The organism is Actinomadura kijaniata, assembly GCF_014138665.1.
Classification (GTDB): Bacteria; Actinomycetota; Actinomycetes; order Streptosporangiales; family Streptosporangiaceae; genus Spirillospora; species Spirillospora kijaniata.
This window is the reverse complement of sequence record NZ_JACJIA010000003.1, coordinates 805,707-829,550: the sequence shown is the minus strand read 5'-3', so window position 1 is coordinate 829,550 and position 23,844 is coordinate 805,707. Positions and strand designations below refer to the sequence as shown.

Sequence of the window (23,844 nt, the reverse complement as noted above, 5' to 3'; positions counted from 1 at the left end):
TCGGTGAGCTCATGACGACGCACCATGGCCACCATCACAACCCGGCCCACTGATCAACCTCAGCCAAACACCAAGATCTGCCGGACACGACCTAGGGCCTGTTTCACAGTGGGCCTCAGCCGCGCACGCGAGCGCGTTACCTGACCTGCGGGCCCGACGCCGGAGGCGAGGGCCCGCGGGTCAGATCGCGAAGCGATGCCGCGCTCGCCAAGCCCTGGTGAGGTGCGAGCCCCCAGGGCGAGCGCCGTGGGCCAGGGCTTTGAAACACGGCCTAGTCGAAGACGGCGGGGACCTCGTTGTCGCTCACCAGCCGCGCCAGCAGGTCGGTCAGCGTCCGGCGCTCCCGCTCGTCGAACCCCGAGGGGAGCTCGTCGATCCGGGCGCAGCACGCCTCGTAGAACTCCGAGGCCAGCGCGCTCCCGGCGGGCGTCAGCGCGACCCAGACGGCCCGCGCGTCGTCCGGGTCCGGCTCCCGGTGGACCAGGCCCCGCCGTTCGGTGCGGTCGACCAGCCCGGTCAGGCTCGACTTGGCCAGGCCCAGCGTCGAGCCCAGCTCGCTCATGCCGTACGGCCGGCCCATCAGCACGCACAGCAACTGCCCCTGCTGCTGGGTCAGGCCGTGCTCGCGGGCGGACGCGGCGTACACGGCGTCCACCAGGAAGGCCGACCGGACCAGCGCGGCCACGACCCCCATCCGCTGACCCGTGTCCCTGACCATCGCGCGTCCTCCCGCCGAAGAAATTCGTACTACAAACTACCTGAGAGGCGAACGTCGATGTCAACGCGAGGGATCCGTTCCGGGACCGGCGCCGCGATGGCCGACGTCACTCCCGACCGGGCCCGGCGAAGGCCGGCCCCGCGACGAACGATCCCGGGTCGTGCCCGCGCGCATGGGGTGGAGGCCGCGTCCCCCCGGCGGGGGAGCGGGTTGGCGCTCGCGGGGGAGGGCCGGAGGGCGGCGAGGGCGGACGATCTTCGTAGAGAAGAGCCAGGAGGTCGTCGTGAGCGTTCCCCGATGGGCGGTGTGGGCCGCCTACGCGGCACCGTTGTGCGTGCTGCCCTCGTCCCTGTGGCGGGTCCGTGAGGCCTTCCGCGACTCCGCCTGCATGGCGCACGCCGAGCCGTGGGAGCCCTACTACATCGTCGGGCTGTCCGCCGTCTCGCTGGGGGCGGCGCTGCTGACGGTCGGGCTGGTCCGGCCGTGGGGCGAGGTGGTCCCGCGGTGGATCCCGGGTCTCGGCGGCAGGCGGGTGCCGGTGCTCGCCGCCGTGGTCCCCGCCCTGGTGGGGACCGCCCTCCTGATCGCGCTGATCGGCTACGGCCTCTTCCTCGCCGAGCCGAACAACGTCCACCCCGACTGCCCGCCCCCGAAGGCCATGTCGCTGGTCGGCCTCGCGTACGCGCCCCTGGTCGCCTGGCCGTTCCTGCTGGGCGCCGTCACGGTCGCCTACCACCGACGCCGAACGGCGGCAGGCACTCCGTCAGCCCCTCGACCGTGACGCTCCCGCGCCTCACGGCACCAGTACCCAGCGCTTTCCCGAGCGTTTCAGGGTGAAGCGCGCCGCCAGCAGGCCGCCCGGCCGGGCCGGGTCGCCCTCCCAGCGCAGGTCCTCGAAGCCCACCGTGAACGTCCCCGGCTCCGGTCCCGGCTCGGCCACCGGGACGCTCACCGTCCGCAGCGCCGCCAGGTCCTTGGCCCGCAGCCGGCGCCGTTCACCGGCCAGCCCCGGACGGCACCCGCCCTCCCTCCCGAACACCGCGCGCTCGTAGGCGGGCGTCATCGCCGAGCACACCTTCGCGTCCCCCGACCCGACGCCCCGCAGGTAGTCCAGCAGTGCGGTCCGGGCGGGCAGGGTCCGCCCCGGCGGCACCGTGGGCGGCGGCGACGGCGGCGCGGGGGAGGGCGGCGGGGGCGGGGGAGCGTCGTCGCCGCACGCGGTCGTCAGGGCCAGGCACGCGGTGAGGGCCAGCAGGAACGGGCGCACGGGACCTCCCAGGCGACGAGGGCGCGCGCCGATCCTGCCAGGGGCTCCCCGCGTCCGTCCACGCTCACCGGTAGGTGAGGCCGTGCCCGGCCGGGCCGCCCGCCGGGGCCGGGAGCTTCCCGGTGGGCTTCACGGCCCCGGTCAGCACCCGGCTCAGCGCGGCCAGCGAGGCGTCCCCCGGGGAGTAGGTCGCCAGCGCCGCGTCCGCGCCGCGCGCGCCGTTCAGGTCGTAGGGGCGGCCGATCGCCGCGACGACCACCCGGCCGCCCCGCACCGCGCGGACGCGCGCGGACGGGTCGCCGTTCGACGAGGTCAGCACGGTCACGTCGGCGCCCGCCGAGGAGGTGGTGCGCACCCCGGCGCGGCGCAGCGCGGCGGCCAGCCGCTCGGCGCGCGGACCCGTCACGCGCACCCGCGCGCCCTTCCCCAGCGGCAGCGTGCCGCCCTCGTTGCGGACGAGGGTGACCGAGCGTTCGGCGACGCGGCGGGCGACGGCCCGGTGGGCGGGCGAGCCGACGGTCGCGGCGGCCCGCGCCGGGTCCACGCGGGTGCCGCGGAACAGGCCGCGCTGCTCCTTCATCCGCAGGATGCGGGACACGGCCTCGGTGAGCCGCTGACGGGAGATCCTCCCGGAGCGGACGGCGCCCAGCACGGCGCGGTGGGCGCGGTCCAGGTTCGGCGGCATCAGCAGCTGGTCGGCCCCGGCGTTGACCGCGCGCACCGCCGTCTCGCCCTCGCCGTACCTGCGGCGCGCCCCCGCCATCTGGAGGGAGTCGGTGACGACGACGCCCCGGTAGCCGAGTTCGCCCCGCAGCAGCCCGGTCAGCACGGTCCGGGACAGCGTGGCCGGGTCGCCGGACCGGTCCAGCTTCGGCATCACGATGTGCGCCGACATGATCGCGTCCACGCCGGCGGCGACGGCGGCGCGGAACGGCGGCGCGTCCAGGCGCTCCCACTCGGCGCGGCTGTGCCGGATGACCGGCAGGCCGGTGTGGCTGTCGGTGGCGGTGTCGCCGTGGCCGGGGAAGTGCTTGGCGGTCGCGGCGACCCCGGCCTCCCGGTAGCCGGTGATCGCGCCGCCGAGCATCCGCGCGACCAGCGCCGGGTCGGCCCCGAACGAGCGGACGCCGATGACGGGGTTGGCGGGGTTGACGTTGACGTCGGCGACCGGCGCGTAGTCCTGGTTGATGCCGATCGCGCGCAGCTCGGTGCCGGTGACCCGGGCGGCGGCCCGCGCCTGCTCCGGGTCGCGGGTCGCGCCGAGCGCCATGTTGCCGGGGAAGCGGGTGAGGAACGGGACGCGCGTCACCAGCCCCTGCTCCTCGTCGGTGCCCAGCAGCAGCGGGACCTTCGAGGCGCTCTGCAGCGCGTTGGACAGCCGGGCGGTCTGCCGGGCCGACCGCAGGTTGCCGGGGAAGTAGATGAAGCCGCCGACGCGGTACTTCCTGATCATCTGCTTGGCGGCGGCCTCGCTCGCGAACGTCGGCACGAACAGCTGCCCGACCTGCTCCTCCACCGTCATCCCCCGCACGAGCGCGGGAACGGCGTCGCCCGCGGACCGCTGCCCCGCGGCGGCCGCCGGCGACGTCGTCGCGGCGGACGGCGCGGGGGGCGGCGCGGACCGCCCGTCGCAGGCCGCCAGCGGCAGGACGGTCAGCGTCGCCGCGCCGAGCGCGAGGGAACGCGGTGGGACGCGCACGGGACAGGCACCCCCGGGCAGATCGTGGACTGGGCCGTTACTCGTTCGTGATCCGACCCGGTGACGCTATGCGACTCCCCGGGGTGCTGTCGACTCAGCCGGGGACCGGCGCGCCGCTCACCGGCGCTTCTGGGGCTTCTGGGACTTCTGGCAGGCGCCGCCGGCCTCCGGGGACGCGCAGCGCCGGTCGACGCCCGGGGAGGCCGGTGAGGTCGGCCGGGTGGACGGCGAGGTGGACGGGGTCGTGGACGGCGACGGGACGGCCGTCCGCTCCGGCTGCGGCACCCAGGACCGCACGACCCCGGTGAACTCCGGCTCCGGGAACGGGTCCGCCGGGAGGTCCTTGGCGACCCTGGCCATGAACGCCTGCCAGATCTTCGCGGGCGCGGTCTCCCCGGAGACCACCCCGGGCCAGCCCGGCAGGTCCTTGAGGGTGCGCCGGGTCTCGTCGGCCATCACCACCGCCGCCGACAGCCGGGGCACGTACCCGACGAACCACGCCGCCCGGTTCTGGTCGGTCGTCCCGGTCTTGCCCGCCACCTCCCGGTCGGTCAGCGCGGCCTTGCGGCCGGTGCCCTCCTGGACCGTCCGCCGCAGCGCGTACCCGACCTGCGCGGCCTGCTCGCGGTTCAGCACGCGGCGGCCCGGCCTCGTCCACGGCAGCGGCACCTCTTTGCCGCGCGCGTCCACGATCCGGGTGATCACGTGCGGGGTGACGGCGGTGCCGCCGTTGGCGAACGCCGCGTACCCGGCCGCCTGCGTCGCTGCCGACACGTCCGGCACGCCCAGCGCGACCCCCGCCTGCCCCCGGAACGGCTTCAGCGCGTCCTCGGGCACGCCGAGGTCGGTGGCGGTGCGCAGCACGTTGTCGAGCCCGGCCTCGAACGCCAGCTTCACGTACCCGGTGTTGACCGACAGCGCGGTGGCCCGCGCCAGGTCCACGGTGCCGAGCGAGCCGATCTTCTCGTCGTTGTTGACCAGGTAGCCGGGGGCGGTCATCGGGGTCGTCTCGCCGTTCGGCGCGAACTTCATCGGCGACCTGCCGCTCACCTTCGACCGCACGCTGAACCCGCGCCGCAGCGCCGCCGCGAGCACGTACGGCTTGAACGTCGAGCCCGCCTGCGCGACGGCGTTGAACACCGAGTCGTACTGGCTGCGCTTGGGGTCGCCGCCGTAGAACGCGCGCACCGCCCCGTCCCGCGGATCGACGGCGACGAGCCCGCCGCGCACCCGCTTGGGCCAGTGCGGCTCGCGCGCCGCGCGCATCGCCTGCTCGGCGTGGGCCATCCAGCGCTGGTCCAGCGCCGTGTAGATCTTGAAGCGGCCGTTGACGACGCTCGACGCGGGGATGCCGAGCATCCGCAGCTCGTCCAGGACCCGCTGGCGGACCAGCAGCGACTGCCCGCTCAGCTCGACGCCGCGCCACGCGCGGCGCGTGACCGGGAACCGCAGGGCGTCGGCCTCGGCGCGCCGCAGCCGCCCCATGCCGACCATGCCGTCCAGCACGTAGCGCCAGCGGGCGCGCAGCGCGCGGGCGGGCGCGGCGTTCCCCTGGGTGTGGAAGTAGGTGGGGCGCTGGATCATCGCGGCCAGCAGCGCGGCCTCGGCGACGTTGAGGTGCCAGACGTCCTTGTCGAAGTAGGCGCGGGCGGCGGCCTGCACGCCGGAGGTCTGCCGCCCGAAGTAGATGGTGTTCAGGTACAGGTCGAGGATGCGGTCCTTGCCCTGCGCCCGGTCCAGCTTCACCGCGATGAAGATCTCCTTCAGCTTGCGGCCCATCGTGCGGTCGCGGCTGAGGCCCTTGTAGTAGTTGCGGGCGAGCTGCTGGGTGATGGTGGAGCCGCCCTGGGTGTCGCCGCCGGAGGCGTTGTTCCACAGGGCGCGGGCCGTGCCGACGGGGGAGACGCCGTGTCCCTGGTAGAAGCCGCGGTCCTCGGCCGCCAGCACGGCCCACCGCACGTGGTCGGGGATCTGCTCGTGCCGCACGACCTCCCGGTTGGCGCCGAGCCGGAACAGGGGGGTGCGGCCGTCGCCGTAGTAGACGGTGGACCCCTCGTCGGTGACCCCGGCCTGCGGCTCGGTGGGGGTGGGCGTGCCCTGGTAGGCGACCACGACGGTGACGACGGACGCCACGACGAGCAGCGCCACGGCGGCCACGCACAGGACCCATCCCTGGCGCAGCCGCGCCCGCCGCAGTCTCCTCCGTTCCCGGTGCCGGTCGGCGCGGCGCGCGCCGCCGCCCCCGTCGGGAGGGGACGCCTCGGGCGGGGACGGGCGCCTGCGGAAGGAGCGCAGCAGGGGACGAACGGATGGCGGTAGAGCGGGCACGGGCACCTCGGGTGACGTGGGTGTACGGAACCGGGCCGTCCCTCCGCACGCCGGAGCGCCACGGCGTCCCGCGGGCAGGGGGATGCCGGGTGCGCGCTCCGCTTCGGCCCGCGCGCGGCGCGGGGCGGGCGTGTTTCGGACGGTTCCGCCGATCGGGGCGGCGTTCTGTACGGGCCACGTCTGTGGCTGGTGGTTCCGCCGTCTCCGGTCGGACATCGCTCCACCGTTGATCACAAATGAATCACAACGGTCCCCGGTGTCGCAACCGGAACGCCCCGAAACGTGTGCCTACGCATGACTACACGCGCCTATGTGGCATCACGCGGAAGGGGAGCGGATGTCAGCGCGGCGGCGGGTAACCGAGGCGGCGCAGGGCCAGCCCGGCCGCGCCGACGGCTCCGTCGCCCGCCCGGCGGGGGGCCTCGGCGAACCGGTCGCACAGTCCGGCCCGCACCGCTTCGGCGACGGGGCCGTCCCGCAGGACCGAACCGTGCATCACCACGGGAGCGCACGGGTCGGCGAGGGCGGGGCGCACGGCGTCCACGTCGCGCAGCAGCCACTCGGCGGCCTCCTCGGTGATCCGGCGGGCCACCGGGTCGCCCGCCGCCGCGGCGGCGGCGACGACCGGGCCGAGTCTGCCGAGGGCCGCGGGCGGGCGGCCGTAGACCTCCTTGATGATCGCCTGCGCGAGCTGGGGGTTGGGCGGGGACTCGCGGGCGGGGAGCGCGGCGGGGGGCGGGACCGGATCGGCCGTCAGCAGCGCGGTGCCGGTCCCCGAGCCGCCGCCCGGCCCGGGGGCGTGGCCGCCCGCGCCGAACCCGGCGGCCAGCGCCGGGCCGGGGACGAGCCCGCCCGGCTGCTCGGGGCCGAGCACCGCCGTTCCGACGCCGTGCGCGACGCCGCCGGAGGACAGCGCCGAGCCGGAGCGGCCGGAGCGGGTCGTCGCCGCGCCGACCGAGGCCAGCGTCCGGTGCCGCCGCCGGTGCCGGGTGTTCTCCAGCTCCGCGATCACCGCCGGGCCGAGCAGGGCGTGCGGCACCGTCTCGGTCAGCACGGTCGGATGGCTGCGGCCGTCCAGGGCGGCCAGCGTCGCGCGGACCGCCTCGCGGCCCAGCCACACCGCCGACCCCTCGTCGCCGACCAGCCAGCCGTAGGCGTCGGCGCGCCGCACGATCGTGCCGTCGCTGATCACGGCCGCGCCGGCGCCGGTGCCGGAGAACACCACGATGCCCTTGTCGGCGTCGGTTCCGGCGGCGAACGCCACGGCGATGTCGGTGACGACGGCCGGGGATCCGCGCAGGCCCACCTCCCTCCACGCCTGTCGCGCGGCGGCGACGGCGGCGGGCCGTCCGGCCGAGCCCGCGCCGGCGATGCCGAACACCCCGGCCAGCACCAGGGAGCGGTCCAGGTCGCCGAGAGCCTCCCGCAGGGCCGTGGTGAGCGCCCCCGCGGTGTCGCCCCCGGAGTTGGGGTTGGCGCCGGGGCCGGTGCCACAACCGGCCAGGGCGCCCCCGAGCGTTAGTACGACACAGCGGGTCTTCGTGCCACCCGCGTCTATGCCGATCACGTACGGACCGGCCAAATGGGTCAACACACGCCGACCGTAGCCTTTTCTACCGTTGACGTGACATCACGAGGGTAAGAAAATTCCTTACATGAGGAAACCCACCGGCTCGGAGCCGGGGAGCACAGGGGAGGTCGGAACGCCTGTGGAACAGGCCGGGCCTCAGACGGGGACGCAGGGGGCGTCCTCCTCTCCGGGCAGCCAGGCCGCGCCGCTCAGCACCGTCGTGCGGGTGCGGTCCCTGCTGCCCTCGCTGCCCCCGGCGGAGCGTCGCGTCGCGCAACGTGTCATCGACGACCCCGAAGGGGTCGCCAACTCGACCATCACGGAACTCGCCCAGAACTGCGGCACCTCTGAGACCACCGTCATCAGGTTCTGCCGCGCCATCGGGTTCCATGGATATCCAGAGCTGAGGTTGACCCTGGCCACCGAGGCGGGCCGGGCGCAGAGCGCCACCGGCGGCCGGGTCATCGGAAGCGACATCAGTCCCGACGATTCCCTAGAGCAGATCGTGGAGAAGGTGACCTTCGCCGACGCGCGGGCGGTCGAGGAGACCGCGGCCCAGCTCGACATCAAGACGCTCGAGCAGGTCGTGGACGCCGTCGTCGCCGCGAACCGGGTGGACGTCTACGGCGTGGGCGCCAGCGCGTTCGTCGCCATGGACTTCCAGCAGAAGCTGCACCGCATCGGCCGGGTGTGCTCGGCCTGGTCCGACGCCCACATCATGCTCACCAGCGCGGCCGTGCTGGGGCAGGGGGACGTGGCCGTCGGCATCTCGCACACCGGCGCCACGGTCGAGACCATCGACGCCCTGGAGGTGGCCAAGGGCCGCGGGGCGGTCACGGTGGCCCTGACCAACTTCCCCAAGTCACCCATCGCGGAAGTCGCGCATCTCGTTCTGACCACGGCGGCGCGGGAGACGACGTTCCGCTCCGGCGCCACCGCCAGCCGGCTGGCGCAGCTCACCGTGGTCGACTGCCTGTTCGTGGGGATCGCGCAGCGAACCTACGGACCCACCCGTAAGGCCCTGGAGGCCACGTTCGAGGCGGTCCGCGGCCGGACCGTGCGACCCGACCGGAGGCGTCGGTGATCGACTGCGATCTGCCCACCGAGGGCCGTAACCCACGGACCCTCGACGTCGACACCCTTCCCACCATGGAGGTGCTGCGTCTGATCAACAGCGAGGACGCCACGGTGCCGATGACGGTGGCCGCCGTGCTGCCGCAGATCGCCGAGCTGGTCGAGCTCGCGGTCGCGTCGCTGCGCGCCGGGGGCCGTGTCCACTACTTCGGCGCCGGGACGTCGGGACGGCTCGCCGTCATCGACGCCGCCGAGATCCCCCCGACGTTCGGGACGTGGGGCCGCGTGGTCGCCCACCACGCCGGGGGGCCGGGGGCGCTGTCCCAGGCGATCTCCGACGTGGAGGACGACGCCGACCTCGGCGCGCGCGACGCCGCCGACGTGGCGCGCGGCGACATCGCGGTCGGGGTCGCCGCCAGCGGGCGCACCCCGTACGTGATCGGCGCGCTGCGGGCGTCGGCGCGGGCCGGGGCGCACACCGCGCTGATCAGCTGTAATCCCCACACCCCCTACGGGGAGGAGGTCGACGTCCACATCGGCCTGGCCACCGGACCGGAGGTGATCAGCGGCTCGACGCGGATGAAGGCGGGCACCGCCACCAAGCTGGTGCTCAACTCGTTCTCGACGACCCTGATGATCCGGCTCGGGCGGACCTACTCGAACCTGATGGTCAGCGTGAACGCGCTGAACGCCAAGCTGCGCGCGCGGCTGGTCCGCATTCTCACCGAGGCGACCGGGTTCGACGCCCGGACGTGTGAGAACGCGCTGGCCGAGGCGGGCGGCAACACGCGCGTGGCACTGGTGTCGCTGCTCGGGGAGGTTCCGGCGGCGCGGGCGACCGCGGCGCTGGAGGAGAGCGACGGCGGGGTCCGCGAGGCGCTGCAACGACTGAGGTCCGCCTGACGGGCCCCCACCGCGGGACCGGGGGTGCCGGTCCCGCCCGACCCTGAAGGAAGCTCCCGACGCCACGGACAGGTCGCGTCCCGCCCGGCGGAACCGGGCGGGACGCGCGCGTTCGCGGGCCGGTTCACTCGTACCGGCGCAGCTCCTGGCGGGCCACGGTGCGGACGTGGACCTCGTCGGGGCCGTCGAAGATCCGCATCGCCCGGACCCAGGAGTACATCTGCGCCAGCGGGGTGTCGTCGGAGACGCCCATGCCGCCGTGGACCTGGATCGCGCGGTCCAGGACCTCGTGGGTGATCCGGGGGACCACGACCTTGATCGCGGCGATCTCGCTGCGGGCGCCCTTGGCGCCGTGCCGGTCGATCAGCCAGGCGGTCTTGAGGGTGAGCAGCCGGGCCTGCTCGATCGCCATGCGGGACTCGGCGATCTGCTGGCGGACCACGCCCTGCGCGGCCAGCGGCCTGCCGAACGCCACCCGCGCCGTCGCCCGCTCGCACATCAGCTCCAGCGCCCGCTCGGCCATGCCGAGGGCGCGCATGCAGTGGTGGATGCGGCCGGGCCCGAGCCGCGCCTGGGCGATCATGAAGCCGTCGCCCTCCCGCGCGATCAGGTTCGCCGCCGGGACGCGGACGTCCTCGAAGACGATCTCCGAGTGGCCGTGCTGGTCCTGGTAGCCGAAGACCGGCAGATGGCGGACGATCCGCACGCCGGGGGTGTCGCGGGGGACCAGGATCTGCGACTGCTGGCGGTGCGCGGGGGCGTCCGGGTCGGTCTTGCCCATCACGATGAAGATCTTGCAGCGCTCGTCGGCGGCGCCGGTGATGAACCACTTGCGGCCGTTGATCACGTACTCGTCGCCGTCGCGGACGACGCTGGTGGTGATGTTGGTGGCGTCGGAGGAGGCCACCTCCGGCTCGGTCATCGCGAACGCCGACCGGATCTCGCCGTCCAGCAGCGGTTCCAGCCACCGCTTCTTCTGCTCGGGCGTGCCGAACATGTGCAGGACTTCCATGTTGCCGGTGTCGGGGGCGGCGCAGTTGACCGCCTCCGGCGCAAGGTCGGGGGACCGGCCCGTCAGCTCGGCGAGGGGCGCGTACTCCAGGTTGGACAGGCCGGAGACGTCGGGCAGGAACAGGTTCCACAGGCCCCGCGACCGGGCCTCGGCCTTCAGCTCCTCGACGACGGGCGGGAGGGCGTGGGGGTCGGTGGCCATGTGCTCCGCCCGCCACCGCGCGTACTCCGGCTCGGCCGGGTACACGCGCTCGTCCATGAACTCCCGCAGTCTTTCCTGGTACTCGCGTGCCTTCGGGCTGGGTTCGAAGTCCATGCGGCCAGTCTGGCAGAACGCGATTCGGTTTCCCCGGCCGGGTGCGGGCGTGGATATCCTGCGGAGCGGTCATGACCACATCCACGGAACCGGACCCCACGCCCCCGGAGCGGGGCGGCCGGTGGGGTCGCGTACGCCCGTTCGCCCGGCGGCACTGGCCGTTCCTGCTGGCGGCGCTCCTCGGGGTCGCCCTGCGCGCCGCCGCGATGCTCGGCTACCGGCCCGTCATGTGGTTCCCCGACTCGATCGACTACCTGTCGGGCGCCGTCCACCTGATGCCCAGCCTGATCCGGCCGAGCGGCTACTCGCTGTTCCTGGCGCCGCTGCCCGGCCTGGCCTGGGTGGCGTTCCTGCAACACGCCATGGGCGTCGGGATGGCGGTCATGCTGTACGCGCTGCTGGTCCGGCGCGGCGTGCGGCCATGGCTGGCGGGCGCGGCGACCGTCCCGGTGCTGCTGGACGCCTTCCAGGTCCAGCTCGAACAGATGGTCATGTCCGACACGCTGTTCGCGTTCCTGGTGATGGCCGCCGTGACCGTCTTCCTGTGGCCGCGCGAGCTGACGCGCCGCCACGTCGTCGCGGGGGCCGTGCTGGTCGGGCTGGCGGCGATCACGCGGACGGCGGGGCTGCCGCTGCTGGCCCCGCTGGTGGTGTTCCTGCTGGCGCGGCGGGTGCCGTGGCGGACCGTCGTGGCGGGCGTCGCGACGGTGGGACTGATGCTGGCGGGCTACGGCACGTGGTTCGCCGTCGAGCAGGGGCAGTTCGGCATGAACCGGAGCACGGGCGTCTTCCTGTACGGGCGCGTCGCCCCGTTCGCCGACTGCCACAGGATGCGCGTGCCGGTCGAGGAGATGCCGCTGTGCCTGGCCTCCGACCCGGAGCGCCGCTCGGTGCGCAAGTCCTACATCTGGGGCATGGAGGCCCCCCGGCACCGGGTGGACGCCGAGGGCTTCTCCAAGGAGGTCGAGGAGCTGATGCGCTCCTTCGCCGTCCGCGCCATCGTGTCGCAGCCGCTGGACTACCTGGCGATCGCCGGGACCGACATCGCGCGGACGTTCCGGTGGGGGCACCCGACGTTCCCCGACCGGGACACCTACGAGTACTACCTGTTCCGCGACGACGCCAAGGAGGCGCTGCCGGACGGCGACCGGCTGATCCGCAGGTACGACCCCGGGTTCACCGAGACGAGGGCCGTGCGGCCCTACTCCTCGTTCCTGGGGGCCTACCAGCGGTTCGCCTACCTGCCGGGGACGGTGCTCGGGGCGTTCGTGCTGCTCGGCGCCGCGCGGATCGTGCGGGAGCGGCGCGCGTGGGGCGGGGACGCCCTGCTGCCCTGGGCGGCCGGGATGACGCTGCTGCTGGTGCCGGTGTTCACCGCGCAGTTCGACTACCGCTACGTGCTGCCCGCCGTTCCCCTGATCATGCTCGCCGCCTTGGCGAAACGTCCCGGTTAGTAGTGCTTTACCATCGGGCCGTGGCCATCAGAGCAGTCATCACCGACTGGGGCGGCGTCCTGACCTCCCCGCTGAACGAAGCCGTCGCCCGCTGGCTGGAGGCCGACCGCATCGACGCCGACCGCTACCGGGCGATCATGCGGGCCTGGGTGAAGGCCGCCTACGACGGCGGCGGGCTGAACCCCATCCACGGCCTGGAGGACGGCACCCTCGACCCGGCCGAGTTCGAACGCCTGCTGGCCGCCGAACTGCTCACCATCGACGGGAACCCGGTCGTCGCCGAGGGCCTGATCAACCGGATGTTCGCGGCGTTCGCGCCGGTCGAGCCGATGTACGCGGCGCTGCGGGAGGCCCGCGCGGCGGGCACCCGGACCGCGCTGCTGTCCAACTCCTGGGGCAACGAGTACCCGCGCGACCTGTTCGCCGACCTGTTCGACGCCGTGGTGATCTCCTGCGAGGTCGGGATGCGCAAGCCCGACCAGCGGATCTTCCGGCACGCCGCCGACCTGCTGGACCTCCCCCCGGCCGAGTGCGTGTTCATCGACGACATCGACCACAACGTGCGCGCCGCCGAGGCCGTCGGGATGACCGCCGTCCTGCACACCGATCCCGACGCCACGGTCGCGGCGCTGCGCGAACTCGGCGCGCTGTAGCCCTACCCTTGTCCTGCCATGCGCGTCTATGTTCCGGCCACGCTGCCGCTCCTCGCCGAGATCCACACCGCCCGCCGGATCGGTCCGGCCCCGCTGACGGGCTACGCGGTCACGCCCGCGCTGCGTGAGTGGTACGCCGAGGGTGACCAGGAGGAGCTGGAGTACGCGGCGATGACCGCCGCCGCCCGCGCCTCGCTGCGCCTGCTCGCTTCCGAACTCGACCGGGACCCCGGGGCCCCCGCGCGGCGCGTGGTGCTGGCCGTGGAGGTGCCCGACCAGGACGTCGAGACCGTGTACGGCGACGAGGAGCGCGCCCGCGTGCGCCTCACCGCCGAGGTCCCCTGGAAGAAGGTCGCCTCCGGGCACGTCGACGACCCCGACGCCGAGGCCGACGTGCGCGCGGCCGTCGCGGCGCTGCCCGCCGCCGACGCGGGCGACGAGGACGCCGCGTTCACCGTGGACGGCGCCGAGGGGCACGAGCTGATGTGGTACGCCACCCAGGAGCTCGGCGACCTCGCCCCCTGAGCTGGGCTCCCAGGGCACCGAATCGGGCAGAACCGGCAAAGTTTCATAGGCTGGTGGCGCGCGCGTCGCGGGCCGGTGGCCCGGGTAGATCCCCGGGCATCCGGGCGACGCGCTGGCGCATGCCGATCGTGCGCCACGACAACGATGTCGGGACCTGACAGGGAGCGACCAATGGACGCCGTCACCAACGTGCCGGTACCGGTGAACGAGCCGGTCAAGGGCTACGCGCCGGGCACCCCCGAGCGCGCCTCGCTCGAAGCCAAGATCAAGGAGCTGGGCGGCGAGCGGATCGACCTGACCCAGACCATCGACGGGGAGCGGCGCCTGGGCGGCGGCGACCCGATCGAGGTGGTCGAGCCCCACAACCACGGGCACGTGCTGGGCACGCTGCGCAACTCCACCGACGACGACGTGCGCGCGGCCATCGAGGCGGCGCGGCGGGCGGCCCCGGGCTGGCGGGCCCTGTCGTTCGACGACCGCGCCGCGATCTTCCTCAAGGCGGCCGAGCTGCTGGCGGGCCCGTGGCGCAACGTGCTGAACGCCGCCACCGTGCTCGGCCAGTCCAAGTCGGTCCAGCAGGCCGAGATCGACTCCGCCTGCGAGCTGATCGACTTCTGGCGGTTCAACGTGGCCTACGCCCGTGAGCTGTACACCCAGCAGCCGATCTCCTCGCCGGGCGTGTGGAACCGCCTGGAGTACCGCCCGCTGGAGGGCTTCGTCCTGGCGATCACCCCGTTCAACTTCACCGCCATCGCGGGCAACCTGCCCACCTCGGCCGCCCTCATGGGCAACGTGGTGGTCTGGAAGCCGTCGCCGACCCAGCAGTTCGCCGCGCACTTCACCATGCGGCTGCTGGAGGAGGCCGGGCTCCCGCCGGGCGTGATCAACATGGTGACCGGCGACGGCCAGGCCGTGTCCCGCGTCGCGCTGACCCACCCGGACCTGGCGGGCATCCACTTCACCGGCTCCACCGCCACCTTCCAGCACCTGTGGCGGACCGTCGGCGAGAACATCTCCGGCTACCGGGGCTACCCGCGCCTGGTCGGCGAGACCGGCGGCAAGGACTTCGTCGTCGCGCACCCGTCGGCCGACCCGGCGGTGCTCCAGACCGCGCTGATCCGCGGCGCGTTCGAGTACCAGGGCCAGAAGTGCTCGGCGGCCTCCCGCTCCTACGTCCCGCGCTCCCTGTGGAACCGGATCAAGGACGACTTCCTGGCCACCGTCGAGTCGCTGACCGTGGGCAACGTCGCCGAGGACCTGTCGGCGTTCATGGGCGCGGTGATCGACGAGAGGGCGTTCGCCAAGCACAGGGCCGCCATCGAGCGCGCCCGGTCGGTGGACACGGTGGACATCCTGGTCGGCGGCGAGTGCGACGACTCCGAGGGCTACTTCGTGCGTCCGACGGTGCTGGAGTCGGCGGACCCGACCGACGAGATCTTCACCACCGAGTACTTCGGCCCGATCCTCGGCGTCCACGTCTACGACGACGCCGACTACGACAGGGCGCTCGACCAGATGGAGAGCGTCGCGCAGTACGGCCTCACCGGCGCGATCATCGCGCAGGACCGGCAGGCCATCGCGGCGGCGTCGGAGAAGCTGCGCTTCGCGGCGGGCAACTTCTACGTCAACGACAAGCCCACCGGCGCGGTCGTCGGCCAGCAGCCGTTCGGCGGCGCGCGGTCGTCGGGCACCAACGACAAGGCCGGCTCGATCTTCAACCTGGTCCGCTGGGTCAACGCCCGGTCGGTCAAGGAGACGTTCGTGCCGCCGACCGACCACCGGTACCCGCACATGGGCTCCTGACCCGGCACGCGCCACGGCCGCGACCGCCCCGGCGGTCGCGGCCGCGGCGTGACCGAGGCCACGTCCCCCGCCGGGGCGCGCGGTTGCGCGGAGTGACCGCGAGGGCCGACCATTGGTGCGCCCCCGCAGGGAACGGACCACGCTGATGGAAAACGGGATGACGACGTTGAACCGCCTGGTGCTGTGGAACATCGATCACACGCTGGTGGACGTCGGACGCGTCACCCGCGAGGCGTACGCCGCGGCGTTCCGCCGCACCACCGGCCGCCCCATGGTCCGGCTGGCCCCCACCCACGGCCGCACCGAATCGGAGATCATCTTCGAGACGCTGGCCTTCAACGACATCGCGCCGGACGACGACCACCTGCCGGCGTTCACGGCGGCGCTGGCCGAGACGTTCGCCGAGCGCCGCGCGGACCTGCGGGCCCAGGGCCGCGTCCTGGCCGGGGCCCGCGAGGCGATCGCCGCGCTGGCCCGGCTGAGCGCCCCCCGGACCGCCCAGTCGGTGCTGACCGGCTGCATCCGGCCCAACGCCGTCCTGAAGCTCACCGAACTGGGCCTGGCCGACCACCTCGACCTGGACACCGGCGGCTACGAGACCGGCGTCTACAGCAAGGCCGCGCTGCTGGACCTCGCCCGCACCCGCACCGGCGACAAGCACCGCACCCGCTTCCGCGAGACCGCCACGGTCTACGTCGCCGACCACCCGCGCGACGTCCAGGCCGCGCACATCGCGGGCTCCCCGATCGTCGCGGTGGCCACCGGCGGCGCGACCGCCGCCGAGCTGCGCGCGGCGGGCGCGGACCGCGTGCTGGACGACCTGTCCGACACGGGCGCGGTCCTGTCGGCGATCACCGAGCTGGCGCTCTGACCCGCTCCTCGGCCTCCGCCAGCCACTCCAGGTACCACCGCCCGAACGTCGTGCGCTCCCCGCGTGGCCGCAGGTCCACCTCGTCGACGCGGTCGTCGCTCCAGATCGTGCCGCGCTCGGGCCCGCTGACCACCAGCCACTCGCGCGTCGCGCAGCCGTGGTGGCACAGGCAGACCGCGCCGACGGTCCGGTCCTCGTTCCACAGCAGCCCGGCGAGGCGTTCGTCCCACGCCTCGTAGGCCACGTCGAAGGCGTCGACGTCCTCGAAGTCCTCCTCCTCGGGCCGTTCGGCGAGCAGGGCGTCGAGCGCCGCGGGATCGGGCCCCTGGACGGGGAACGGCTCGCGCAGCCGGGCGAGCGAGGCGAGGTCGGCCCCGTCGCCCTCCCAGTGCCACCCGTCCCTCCCCCGCCGCAGCGGGAAGATCCCGTACGAGGGGCCCGCGCCGCCGCGCCCCGCGTGGAGCAGGAAGCCCCGGTAGTCCTCGGGGAGGGTGACGCCGAACTGCGCCTCGGCCTCGGCGAGCTCGTCCGGCGTCAGGACGGGCTCCAGCTCGAAGCGGTGGCTGTGCCCGCCGAACACCTCGGCGGCGCGCGGGGAGGCGGCGAGCGCGGCGACGCGTTCCCGCACCCGGATCCAGTCGATCGTCATGCCGGACGACTCCAGGCGGGGCCGCCGACGTCCAGCAGCCCGCGCACCAGATCGCGGTAGGCGTCCTTCATCGGCAGCCCGCGTTCGACCCGCACCCGGCGGCGGGTCGCGGTCACGTCCACGCCGCGGACCGGGTCGTGACCGGTCTTGGTGTAGGTCTCCCACCACAGGCCGACGCCGCGGCGCTGCCAGGCGGGGACCTCGTTGAAGTTGACGCCGTGGGAGTGGAGCAGGTCGTTCTTGGCGGAGGTCGTCGTCCCCTCCAGGGCGCGGGTGGCCTGGCGGGGGGTGGCGCCGCCCTTGCGGAGCGTCCAGTAGCACCAGCCGTTGAGGGCGCAGCGGGTCGCGTCGGCCTGCCGCCAGGACAGGTAGTCCAGGACGTCGCCGAGCCCCGTCCCCATCCAGACGCGGGAGTCGAACACCGCGACCTCCCCGGCGGCGGAGGTGAACGCGGCCGAGGCGATCCCCGCCGACAGCGACACCAGCTTCTCCACCTCCCGCCCGAACAGGTCGAAGCCCGGCGGCAGCACCACCGAGATCTCGTCGCTCTCGGTGTAGGCGTACCGGCCGCCCAGCTCCTCCAGCAGAACCCGCGCGGTACCGGTCATCAGCTCGGAGAAGCGGAGGTCGAACGGCTTCTCGAAGCGACGCTCGGTGTACCGCGAGAAACCGCGGCCGTCCATCCGGACCACGGCCCAGGTGCCGGGCAGCAACGTCAGGGAGTGGAACCACTCCCGCTCCCGCATCCGCGTCTCAAGATCCGTCGTCCTCATCGGGCCCCTCTCCTCCGACGCCGCGCAGGTGCCCGAGCGTGGCACGGATCCCCGCGCCGGGCATCCGATTTGTCCGTCGCCTCAGGGCGCGCCGGGGCCCTCCCCGGGCAGCGCGGTGACGGTGAAGCCTCCCTCGCCGTCGTGCTCCACCGACCACAGCGCGTCGAAGCCGTCGCCCGGCCGGGGGCGGCGCAGGCGCTTGAGCGTCGCGTAGAGGCCCACCTCGGGCACCCGCTCCCCGGGCGGCCGCGCGGCGTTGCGGGTCAGCGAGGAGGGGACGTCGGGTGGGAACCAGTAGGCGGTGATCCGCGCCCCGTGCCGCCGTCCCAGCTCGACCAGCGGCCGCCACTCCTCGGGTGAGGGGTTGGTGTTGTCGACCGCGACGTCGCGCCCCGCCGCCAGGGCCTCGTCGACCAGCCGGAGCTGGCGGGCCTGGCGGCGGCGCGCCGAACGGGGGAAGGCGTCCTTGCTGACGTGGACGTGGGAGGCGGCCAGGCGCCGCCGGTAGAACGTGGTCTTGCCCGACGCCTGGAGGCCGATCAGGACCGCGAGCTCGGGCACCGGACCTCCGGGGTCAGCTCTGGAAGGACCGGGTCGTCACCGGCCTCCTGAGGGCGCCGCCCTCGGTCCACCTCTCGAACGGCATCTGCCAGTACCCCCAGCCGTTCCACCAGTCCAGCTTCCGCCTGGTGCCCGTGATGTTCACGATGTCGCCCGGGTAGGCCCAGTTGAAGAACCACCTGGCCGAGGCCTCGGGGGAGCGGACGCAGCCGTGGGAGCAGTTGCGGTTGCCGAGGCAGGACGGGTCGTCCATGTTCTGGTGGATGTACTCGCCGCTGTTGGAGATCCGGTAGGCCCACGGGACCATCTCCAGGTAGTAGCCGGGCTCGCCCTTCTTCTTGCCGGGCGACTCCATCCTCTCCAGCCGGACCTTGTTCATGGTCAGGTGGACGCCGCTGGTGGTGAGCTGGTGGTCGACGCCGTCGGGCCACACGTCGCCGCCGCGGCCCAGGCTGACCGGCCAGGTCTTGACGACCTTCCCGTTGCTCCTGGCCACCGCGCGGTGGGTCGTGGCGGAGATGGTGACGGTGTGGGCGTCGCCGACGGTGAACTCGCGGGTGACGTCCCGGGCGCCGAACACCCTGTCGCCGATCCGCACGCCCGCGTAGTGCGCGACGAGCCTCACCCTCTGGTTCGGAGCCCAGGGCCTGCGCGGCCGGAACATCACCGACGGCAGTCCGTTGAACGACTCGTTGGCGGCCACCCAGCGCCAGGCGCCCTCGGTCGGACGCGTCGAGACGATCTCCAGGGAGCGTTCGACGGCGGCCCGCGCCCGTTCCGGGACCGGCTTGTTGAACTGCACCATGATCGGCATGCCGACGCCGACCTTCTGCCCGTTGGCGGGGATCACGTTGGTGATGGCCGTGGCGGCGACGTCCCTGACCGTGCGGAACCCGCTGGTGGCGTTGGTGGTCTTGCCGTTGCCGGTCGCGGTGGCCGACACCTGGTACCGCGCGCCCGGCGTGAGCGTCCAGGACGACCGCCAGGTCCGCCTGTCCGGCGACAGCGAGCCGGGCACCTCCGCGCCCCGGCTGCGCACCGTGACCTGGCTGAGCGTCCCGCCGTTCGCCGTGACGGTCACGCCCCTGTCCGGCGGGGCGTCCGTCGTCGCGTTCGCCGGGCTGATCGACACCGAGGGGGCGCCGTCCTTCCCTCCCTGGACCGTCTCGTCCCCGCCGCCCGAGGAGCAGGCCGCCGCCAGCCCCAGGACGGGCACCAGCACGAGCACCAGCACCGTGGTTCCCCGTCGCACCGTTTTCCCTTGTTTGGTCAAGAAAATTCAAGGTTGAACGTTACTCAGAACCGGACCGCCCCGCCGCCATCCGGGCCGAAGTGGGGGGCGTGGCGTCCGCGCGTCCCCAGATTGCCACGCGGCGGGCCCCGACGTGCGGGGACGGCGCGCTCCGGCTCGCCGCGGTCCCGGGAAAGCGCCTGGTTGCGCCGGAGGGGAGGGATCCTCCAGATTGGGAACGCCGCGCGAAGGGGCGCGGTAGGAGGGGAGTGCTCATGTCCCAGGTGCCCGAGGGCGTCCCGCTGTGGGAGCCGTCCGAGGCCGTCATCGCCAACGCCCGTCTGACCCACTACCAGCACTGGCTGTGGGATCGCGGGGTGCTCACCGAGTCGCCCGGGGAGCTGTGGGACTGGTCGGTGACCGAGGTCGACGCGTTCTGGGACTCGATCTGGGAGTACTTCGACGTCGTCGGCGACCGCGGTGACGGGCCGGTGCGGATCGGCGGGCCGACGCCGGTGGACGGGTTGCGGTGGTTCCCCGGCGCGACCCTGAACTACGCGGCCAACGCCCTGCGCCGCGCCGACACCCACCCCGACGACACGGCCGTGGTGTTCCGCTCCGAGCAGGGCGGGCACCGGGTGATGACGTTCCGCGAGCTCGCCCTGCACGTCGGCGAGGTCCGCGCGGGCCTGGCGGAGCTGGGCGTGGGCCGGGGCGACCGCGTCGCCGCCTACCTGCCCAACATCCCCGAGGCGCTGGTGTGCTTCCTGGCCACCGCGTCGCTCGGCGCGATCTGGTCGTCGTGCTCGCCGGACTTCGGGTCGTCGTCGGTGGTCGACCGGTTCGCGCAGATCGAGCCGAAGGTGCTGCTGGCCGTGGACGGCTACGCCTACAACGGCAGGCGGTTCGACCGCCGCGACGCCGTCGCCGAGATCCGCGCGGCGCTGCCCACGCTGAACGCCACCGTCCTCGTGCCCTACCTGGACCCGGCCGCGACGATGCCGGACGTCCTGCCGTACGCGGAACTGCCGCGCGGCGGGCACGCGCCGGAGTTCGAGGCGGTCCCGTTCGACCATCCGCTGTGGGTGGTGTACTCCTCGGGCACCACCGGCCTGCCCAAGCCGATCGTGCACGGCCACGGCGGCATCGTGCTGGAGCACCTGAAGGCGCTGTCGTTCCACCAGGACCTCGGCCACGAGGACGTGTTCTTCTGGTACACCACCACCGGCTGGATGATGTGGAACTACCTGGTCGGCGGCCTGCTGGTGGGGGCCACGGTCGTCATGTACGACGGCGCGCCGCTGGACCTGTGGACCCTGGTCGCCGAGACGAACGCGACGTACATGGGCGTCGGCGCGCCCTACCTCATGGCCTCCCTGAAGGAGGGCCGCCGTCCCGGCACCGAGCACGACCTGTCGCGGCTGCGCGGCATCGGCTCCACCGGCTCGCCGCTGCCGCCCGAGGGGTTCACCTGGGTGTACGAGAACGTCGGCCGCGACCTGCTGCTCGGCTCGTTCTCCGGCGGCACGGACCTGTGCACCGGCTTCGTCGGCCCGTGCCCGCTGCTGCCGCTGCACGCGGGCGTGATCCAGACGCGCGGGCTGGGCGCGAGGGTGGAGGCGTTCGACGACGCGGGCAAGGCCGTGGTGGACGAGGTCGGCGAGCTGGTCCTCACCGAGCCGATGCCGTCGATGCCGGTGTTCTTCTGGAACGACGAGGACCACGCCCGCTACCGCGAGTCCTACTTCGAGATGTACCCGGGCGTGTGGCGGCACGGCGACTGGATCAAGGTGCGGCCGGACGGCGGCTGCGTGATCTACGGCCGGTCCGACTCGACCCTGAACCGGGGCGGCGTGCGGATGGGCACCGCCGACTTCTACCGGGTGGTGGAGGCGTTCGACGAGATCGCCGACAGCCTGGTCATCGACACCGGGCGGCTGGGGCGCGAGGGCCTGCTGCTCCTGTACGTCCAGCTCGCCGAGGGCGCGGAGCTGACCGACGACCTGGTGGCCCGGCTGAAGCGCGAGCTGCGGTCGGCGCTGTCGCCGCGCCACGTCCCCGACGAGATCCACGTCGTCCCGGGCGTCCCGCGCACCCTGTCGGGCAAGAAGCTGGAGGTCCCGGTCCGCAAGATCCTGCTGGGGACGCCGGTCGAGCAGGCGGCCAACCCCGACTCGATGGCGAACCCGGAGACCCTGCGCCACTTCCGGCTGCTGTGACCCCGTCCCGCGGGGGCCGCCCGGCCCCCGCGGGACGTCACGGTCATCCCACGGTGCCGAACTCGGGGCGGCCGTCGGCCTCGTAGGTCTGGAGCATGACCCCGGCGCTGGTCGTGCGGGAGTCGGCGAGCCGCAGGGCGGTCGGGACGGCGCCGTCGAACAGCCGCTTGCCCGTGCCCAGCACGACCGGGAACACCAGGAGCCGGAACTCGTCCACCAGGTCGGCCCGGACCAGCGTCCGCACCAGGTCGATGCTGCCGTGGACCTGGAGCTCCCGGCCCGGCCGGGCCTTGATCCCGGCGACGTCGGCGGCGACGTCGCCGCGCAGCAGCTCGGTCCCCGCCCAGTCGGCCCTGTCCAGGGTGCGGGTCGCCACGTACTTGGGCAGCGTGTTGAACTTGGTCGCGACGACGTCGTCCTCGCCGGTGACGTCCGGCCAGTACGCGGCGAAGATCTCGTAGGTCCGGCGGCCGAACAGGAACGCGTCGGCGGGCCGGAACCAGGCGTCCACCGCGTTCCCGAAGTCCTCGTCCACGTACGGGGCGAGCCATCCGCCGTACTCGAACCCGCCCGCGCGGTCCTCGTCCGGGCCGCCCGGGGCCTGGGCGATGCCGTCGAGGGTCACGAACGTGGTCACGGTGAGCTTCATCGTTCCTCATCCTCTCGTCGCCGGACCCAGCCCCGCTCGGTCCGCGTCAGCTCCTCGAACCCGAGGCCGCGCAGCAGGCGGAGCCGGTCGTGCTCGTCGTCCAGGGCGTAGTCGAGCAGGCGTTCCACGCGCGCCAGCCGCAGCCAGCGCGCGGCCCGCCCGACCAGCCAGACGGCGGTCGCGTCGTCGTCGGCCTCCAGGTTCCCGACGTCGGCCCAGCCCGCCAGGTGCGCGAACCGGCCGCCCTCGGCCAGCCCGGTGTCCACCTCCACGAACCCGACCTCCCGGCCGTCGCGCCGCGCGGTCAGCCGGGTGCCGTTGACCCCGACCGTGCGGTGGACGGCGAGCCCGTCGCCCCCGTCCTCGGTCCGGAGCCGGTCCACCTCCGCGAGCAGCACGACCTCGCGCCGCCCCTCGGGGCGGAACCCGGCGCGTCCGTACAGGTCCCGGACGTGCGGCCACTGCTCGGGAACGCCGTACACGCCCGGCGCGGGGAGCGTCCCGTCGGCGTACCAGCGCGCGGCCCGCCATCCCGCGCACACCTGGAGGCACCGCTCCATCAACGGCCCGGCCGCCGCCGACGCGTCGGGCCAGTACGCCGCGTCCGGCCAGAACAGCAGCCACCGGATCTCGGCGGTGTCCCGGTAGGTCCCGCCGACCTCGGGGCCGCCGCCGTACCGCACCAGGTGCGCGGCGGCGACGATCCGGCCGCGCTGCTCGGCGACCAGGGTGACCCGCGCGGTCACCCAGGGATCGACGACGAACTCGCCGGGCTCCCGTTCCAGGGAGCCGAGCACCGCGTTGACGGACAGGGAGACACCGGGCACCACGGCCTGCACGTGGGCGTTGACGAGAGCGGCGAGCTGGTCGCGATCGCTCCGCCGAAAGACCCGCACCTCGATCATCGGACGACCTCCGGACACACGTCATCGAACGGGGGAGGCCGCCACCGGTGCGGTACACCTCGCAGCCTACCCCTGCGCCCTGCGGTAGACGCAGACGTTGACGCCGGTGGGGGAGGTGACCGTGGAGACGTGCTCCAGGGCGTGCTTCGTCCCCTCCGCCGGGAAGATCGACTTGCCGCCGCCCAGGATCACCGGCATGGAGATCAGGATCAGCTCGTCGAACAGCCCCTCCTCGATCAGCGTCCGCGCCAGCGTGGGGCTGCCCATGAGGATCGCGTCGCCGTCGCCGGTCTCGCGCAGCCCGCGGATGCGCTCGGCGGCCTCCGCGTTGCGGATCAGCGAGGTGTTCCAGGTCATGTCCTTCTCGTCCAGGCTGTCGGACACGACGTACTTGGGGAGGGCGTTCAGCTTGTCCGCGAACGGGTCCCCGGCCTGCTGCGACCACGCGGCGGCCATGTTCTGCCAGGTGCGGCGGCCGTACAGCAGCGTGGTGGCGTTCTTCATGGCCGCGTCGAAGGCGCCGCCGACCACCTCCGGGTCGAAGTACGGCTGGGTCCAGCCGCCGTGGGCGAAGCCGCCGTCGCGGTCCTCGTCGGGCCCGCCCGGGGCCTGCACGACACCGTCGAGGCTGATGAAGCCGCAGATCACGATACGCATCGGGGTGT

22 protein-coding genes are annotated in these 23,844 nt (G+C 73.6%); 9 read left to right on the top strand and 13 right to left on the bottom strand.

What is annotated here, in order from left to right:
• Positions 1-271: 271 nt before the first annotated feature.
• Positions 272-718, bottom strand: a complete 447-nt coding sequence (locus HNR61_RS16065; RefSeq protein WP_220509337.1) for a MarR family winged helix-turn-helix transcriptional regulator — start codon at positions 716-718, stop codon at positions 272-274.
• A gap of 283 nt (positions 719-1,001) precedes the next feature.
• Between HNR61_RS16065 and HNR61_RS16060 the strand changes: the two genes are divergently transcribed.
• The gene (locus tag HNR61_RS16060; protein ID WP_220509336.1) at positions 1,002-1,499 is read left to right on the top strand and encodes a hypothetical protein; all 498 of its coding nucleotides are present in this window, start codon (positions 1,002-1,004) and stop codon (positions 1,497-1,499) included.
• Between the two features lie 12 nt (positions 1,500-1,511).
• Here HNR61_RS16060 and HNR61_RS16055 read toward each other — a convergent pair whose 3' ends face one another.
• The 4 genes from HNR61_RS16055 to HNR61_RS16040 all read right to left on the bottom strand — a co-directional run bounded on the left by HNR61_RS16055 (position 1,512) and on the right by HNR61_RS16040 (position 7,606).
• A complete protein-coding gene (locus HNR61_RS16055; protein ID WP_067825466.1) occupies positions 1,512-1,985 on the bottom strand; it encodes a hypothetical protein in 474 nt (157 codons plus the stop codon).
• Positions 1,986-2,049: 64 nt separating this feature from the next.
• On the bottom strand, positions 2,050-3,684 hold the full coding sequence (locus tag HNR61_RS16050) for a glycoside hydrolase family 3 protein (RefSeq protein ID WP_182843906.1): 1,635 nt from the start codon (positions 3,682-3,684) through the stop codon (positions 2,050-2,052).
• Between the two features lie 117 nt (positions 3,685-3,801).
• On the bottom strand, positions 3,802-6,012 hold the full coding sequence (locus HNR61_RS16045) for a transglycosylase domain-containing protein (protein ID WP_182843905.1): 2,211 nt from the start codon (positions 6,010-6,012) through the stop codon (positions 3,802-3,804).
• 340 nt (positions 6,013-6,352) lie between these two features.
• Positions 6,353-7,606 carry an N-acetylglucosamine kinase gene (locus tag HNR61_RS16040; protein ID WP_312897923.1) on the bottom strand — a complete coding sequence of 418 codons (1,254 nt, stop codon included), beginning with the start codon at positions 7,604-7,606 and terminating at the stop codon, positions 6,353-6,355.
• 61 nt (positions 7,607-7,667) lie between these two features.
• On the opposite strand from HNR61_RS16040, the gene HNR61_RS16035 reads away from it, so the two are divergent.
• Positions 7,668-8,666 carry a MurR/RpiR family transcriptional regulator gene (locus HNR61_RS16035; protein ID WP_245681820.1) on the top strand — a complete coding sequence of 333 codons (999 nt, stop codon included), beginning with the start codon at positions 7,668-7,670 and terminating at the stop codon, positions 8,664-8,666.
• Complete coding sequence (locus tag HNR61_RS16030) at positions 8,663-9,559, top strand: N-acetylmuramic acid 6-phosphate etherase (protein ID WP_182843904.1); 897 nt, start codon at positions 8,663-8,665, stop codon at positions 9,557-9,559. The genes HNR61_RS16035 and HNR61_RS16030 overlap by 4 nt, the downstream gene beginning before the upstream one ends.
• Before the next feature lie 124 nt (positions 9,560-9,683).
• Here HNR61_RS16030 and HNR61_RS16025 read toward each other — a convergent pair whose 3' ends face one another.
• Positions 9,684-10,886, bottom strand: a complete 1,203-nt coding sequence (locus HNR61_RS16025) for an acyl-CoA dehydrogenase family protein (protein ID WP_182843903.1) — start codon at positions 10,884-10,886, stop codon at positions 9,684-9,686.
• A gap of 71 nt (positions 10,887-10,957) precedes the next feature.
• On the opposite strand from HNR61_RS16025, the gene HNR61_RS47725 reads away from it, so the two are divergent.
• The 5 genes from HNR61_RS47725 to HNR61_RS16000 all read left to right on the top strand — a co-directional run bounded on the left by HNR61_RS47725 (position 10,958) and on the right by HNR61_RS16000 (position 16,192).
• The gene (locus HNR61_RS47725; protein ID WP_182843902.1) at positions 10,958-12,340 is read left to right on the top strand and encodes a hypothetical protein; all 1,383 of its coding nucleotides are present in this window, start codon (positions 10,958-10,960) and stop codon (positions 12,338-12,340) included.
• Positions 12,341-12,360: 20 nt separating this feature from the next.
• Positions 12,361-12,993, top strand: coding sequence for an HAD family hydrolase (locus tag HNR61_RS47720; protein ID WP_182843901.1), 633 nt, complete (start codon positions 12,361-12,363; stop codon positions 12,991-12,993).
• Positions 12,994-13,011: 18 nt separating this feature from the next.
• Positions 13,012-13,518, top strand: a complete 507-nt coding sequence (locus HNR61_RS16010; RefSeq protein WP_182843900.1) for a DUF6912 family protein — start codon at positions 13,012-13,014, stop codon at positions 13,516-13,518.
• A 171-nt stretch (positions 13,519-13,689) separates the two neighbouring features.
• The gene (gene pruA / locus HNR61_RS16005) at positions 13,690-15,321 is read left to right on the top strand and encodes an L-glutamate gamma-semialdehyde dehydrogenase (protein WP_182843899.1); all 1,632 of its coding nucleotides are present in this window, start codon (positions 13,690-13,692) and stop codon (positions 15,319-15,321) included.
• A 157-nt stretch (positions 15,322-15,478) separates the two neighbouring features.
• Positions 15,479-16,192, top strand: coding sequence for an HAD family hydrolase (locus tag HNR61_RS16000; RefSeq protein WP_182843898.1), 714 nt, complete (start codon positions 15,479-15,481; stop codon positions 16,190-16,192).
• Here the strand turns inward: HNR61_RS16000 and HNR61_RS15995 are convergent.
• The 4 genes from HNR61_RS15995 to HNR61_RS15980 form a co-directional block, all read right to left on the bottom strand.
• The gene (locus tag HNR61_RS15995) at positions 16,173-16,841 is read right to left on the bottom strand and encodes an SMI1/KNR4 family protein (protein ID WP_182843897.1); all 669 of its coding nucleotides are present in this window, start codon (positions 16,839-16,841) and stop codon (positions 16,173-16,175) included. The genes HNR61_RS16000 and HNR61_RS15995 overlap by 20 nt on opposite strands.
• Positions 16,838-17,614, bottom strand: a complete 777-nt coding sequence (locus HNR61_RS15990) for a tRNA(His) guanylyltransferase Thg1 family protein (protein WP_182843896.1) — start codon at positions 17,612-17,614, stop codon at positions 16,838-16,840. Before HNR61_RS15990 ends, HNR61_RS15995 begins: the two co-directional genes overlap by 4 nt.
• 81 nt (positions 17,615-17,695) lie before the next feature.
• Positions 17,696-18,175, bottom strand: a complete 480-nt coding sequence (locus tag HNR61_RS15985) for an ATP-binding protein (protein WP_182843895.1) — start codon at positions 18,173-18,175, stop codon at positions 17,696-17,698.
• 13 nt (positions 18,176-18,188) lie between these two features.
• Entirely contained in the window at positions 18,189-19,427 is a 1,239-nt protein-coding gene (locus HNR61_RS15980) for a L,D-transpeptidase (protein ID WP_182843894.1), read from the bottom strand.
• Positions 19,428-19,681: 254 nt separating this feature from the next.
• Between HNR61_RS15980 and HNR61_RS15975 the strand changes: the two genes are divergently transcribed.
• The gene (locus tag HNR61_RS15975) at positions 19,682-21,625 is read left to right on the top strand and encodes an acetoacetate--CoA ligase (protein WP_182843893.1); all 1,944 of its coding nucleotides are present in this window, start codon (positions 19,682-19,684) and stop codon (positions 21,623-21,625) included.
• Positions 21,626-21,668: 43 nt separating this feature from the next.
• Here HNR61_RS15975 and HNR61_RS15970 read toward each other — a convergent pair whose 3' ends face one another.
• The 3 genes from HNR61_RS15970 to HNR61_RS15960 form a co-directional block, all read right to left on the bottom strand.
• On the bottom strand, positions 21,669-22,274 hold the full coding sequence (locus HNR61_RS15970) for a dihydrofolate reductase family protein (protein ID WP_182843892.1): 606 nt from the start codon (positions 22,272-22,274) through the stop codon (positions 21,669-21,671).
• A complete protein-coding gene (locus tag HNR61_RS15965) occupies positions 22,271-23,179 on the bottom strand; it encodes an N-acetyltransferase (RefSeq protein WP_182843891.1) in 909 nt (302 codons plus the stop codon). Before HNR61_RS15965 ends, HNR61_RS15970 begins: the two co-directional genes overlap by 4 nt.
• Positions 23,180-23,245: 66 nt before the next feature.
• The gene (locus tag HNR61_RS15960; RefSeq protein ID WP_182843890.1) at positions 23,246-23,836 is read right to left on the bottom strand and encodes a dihydrofolate reductase family protein; all 591 of its coding nucleotides are present in this window, start codon (positions 23,834-23,836) and stop codon (positions 23,246-23,248) included.
• Positions 23,837-23,844: the final 8 nt, after the last annotated feature.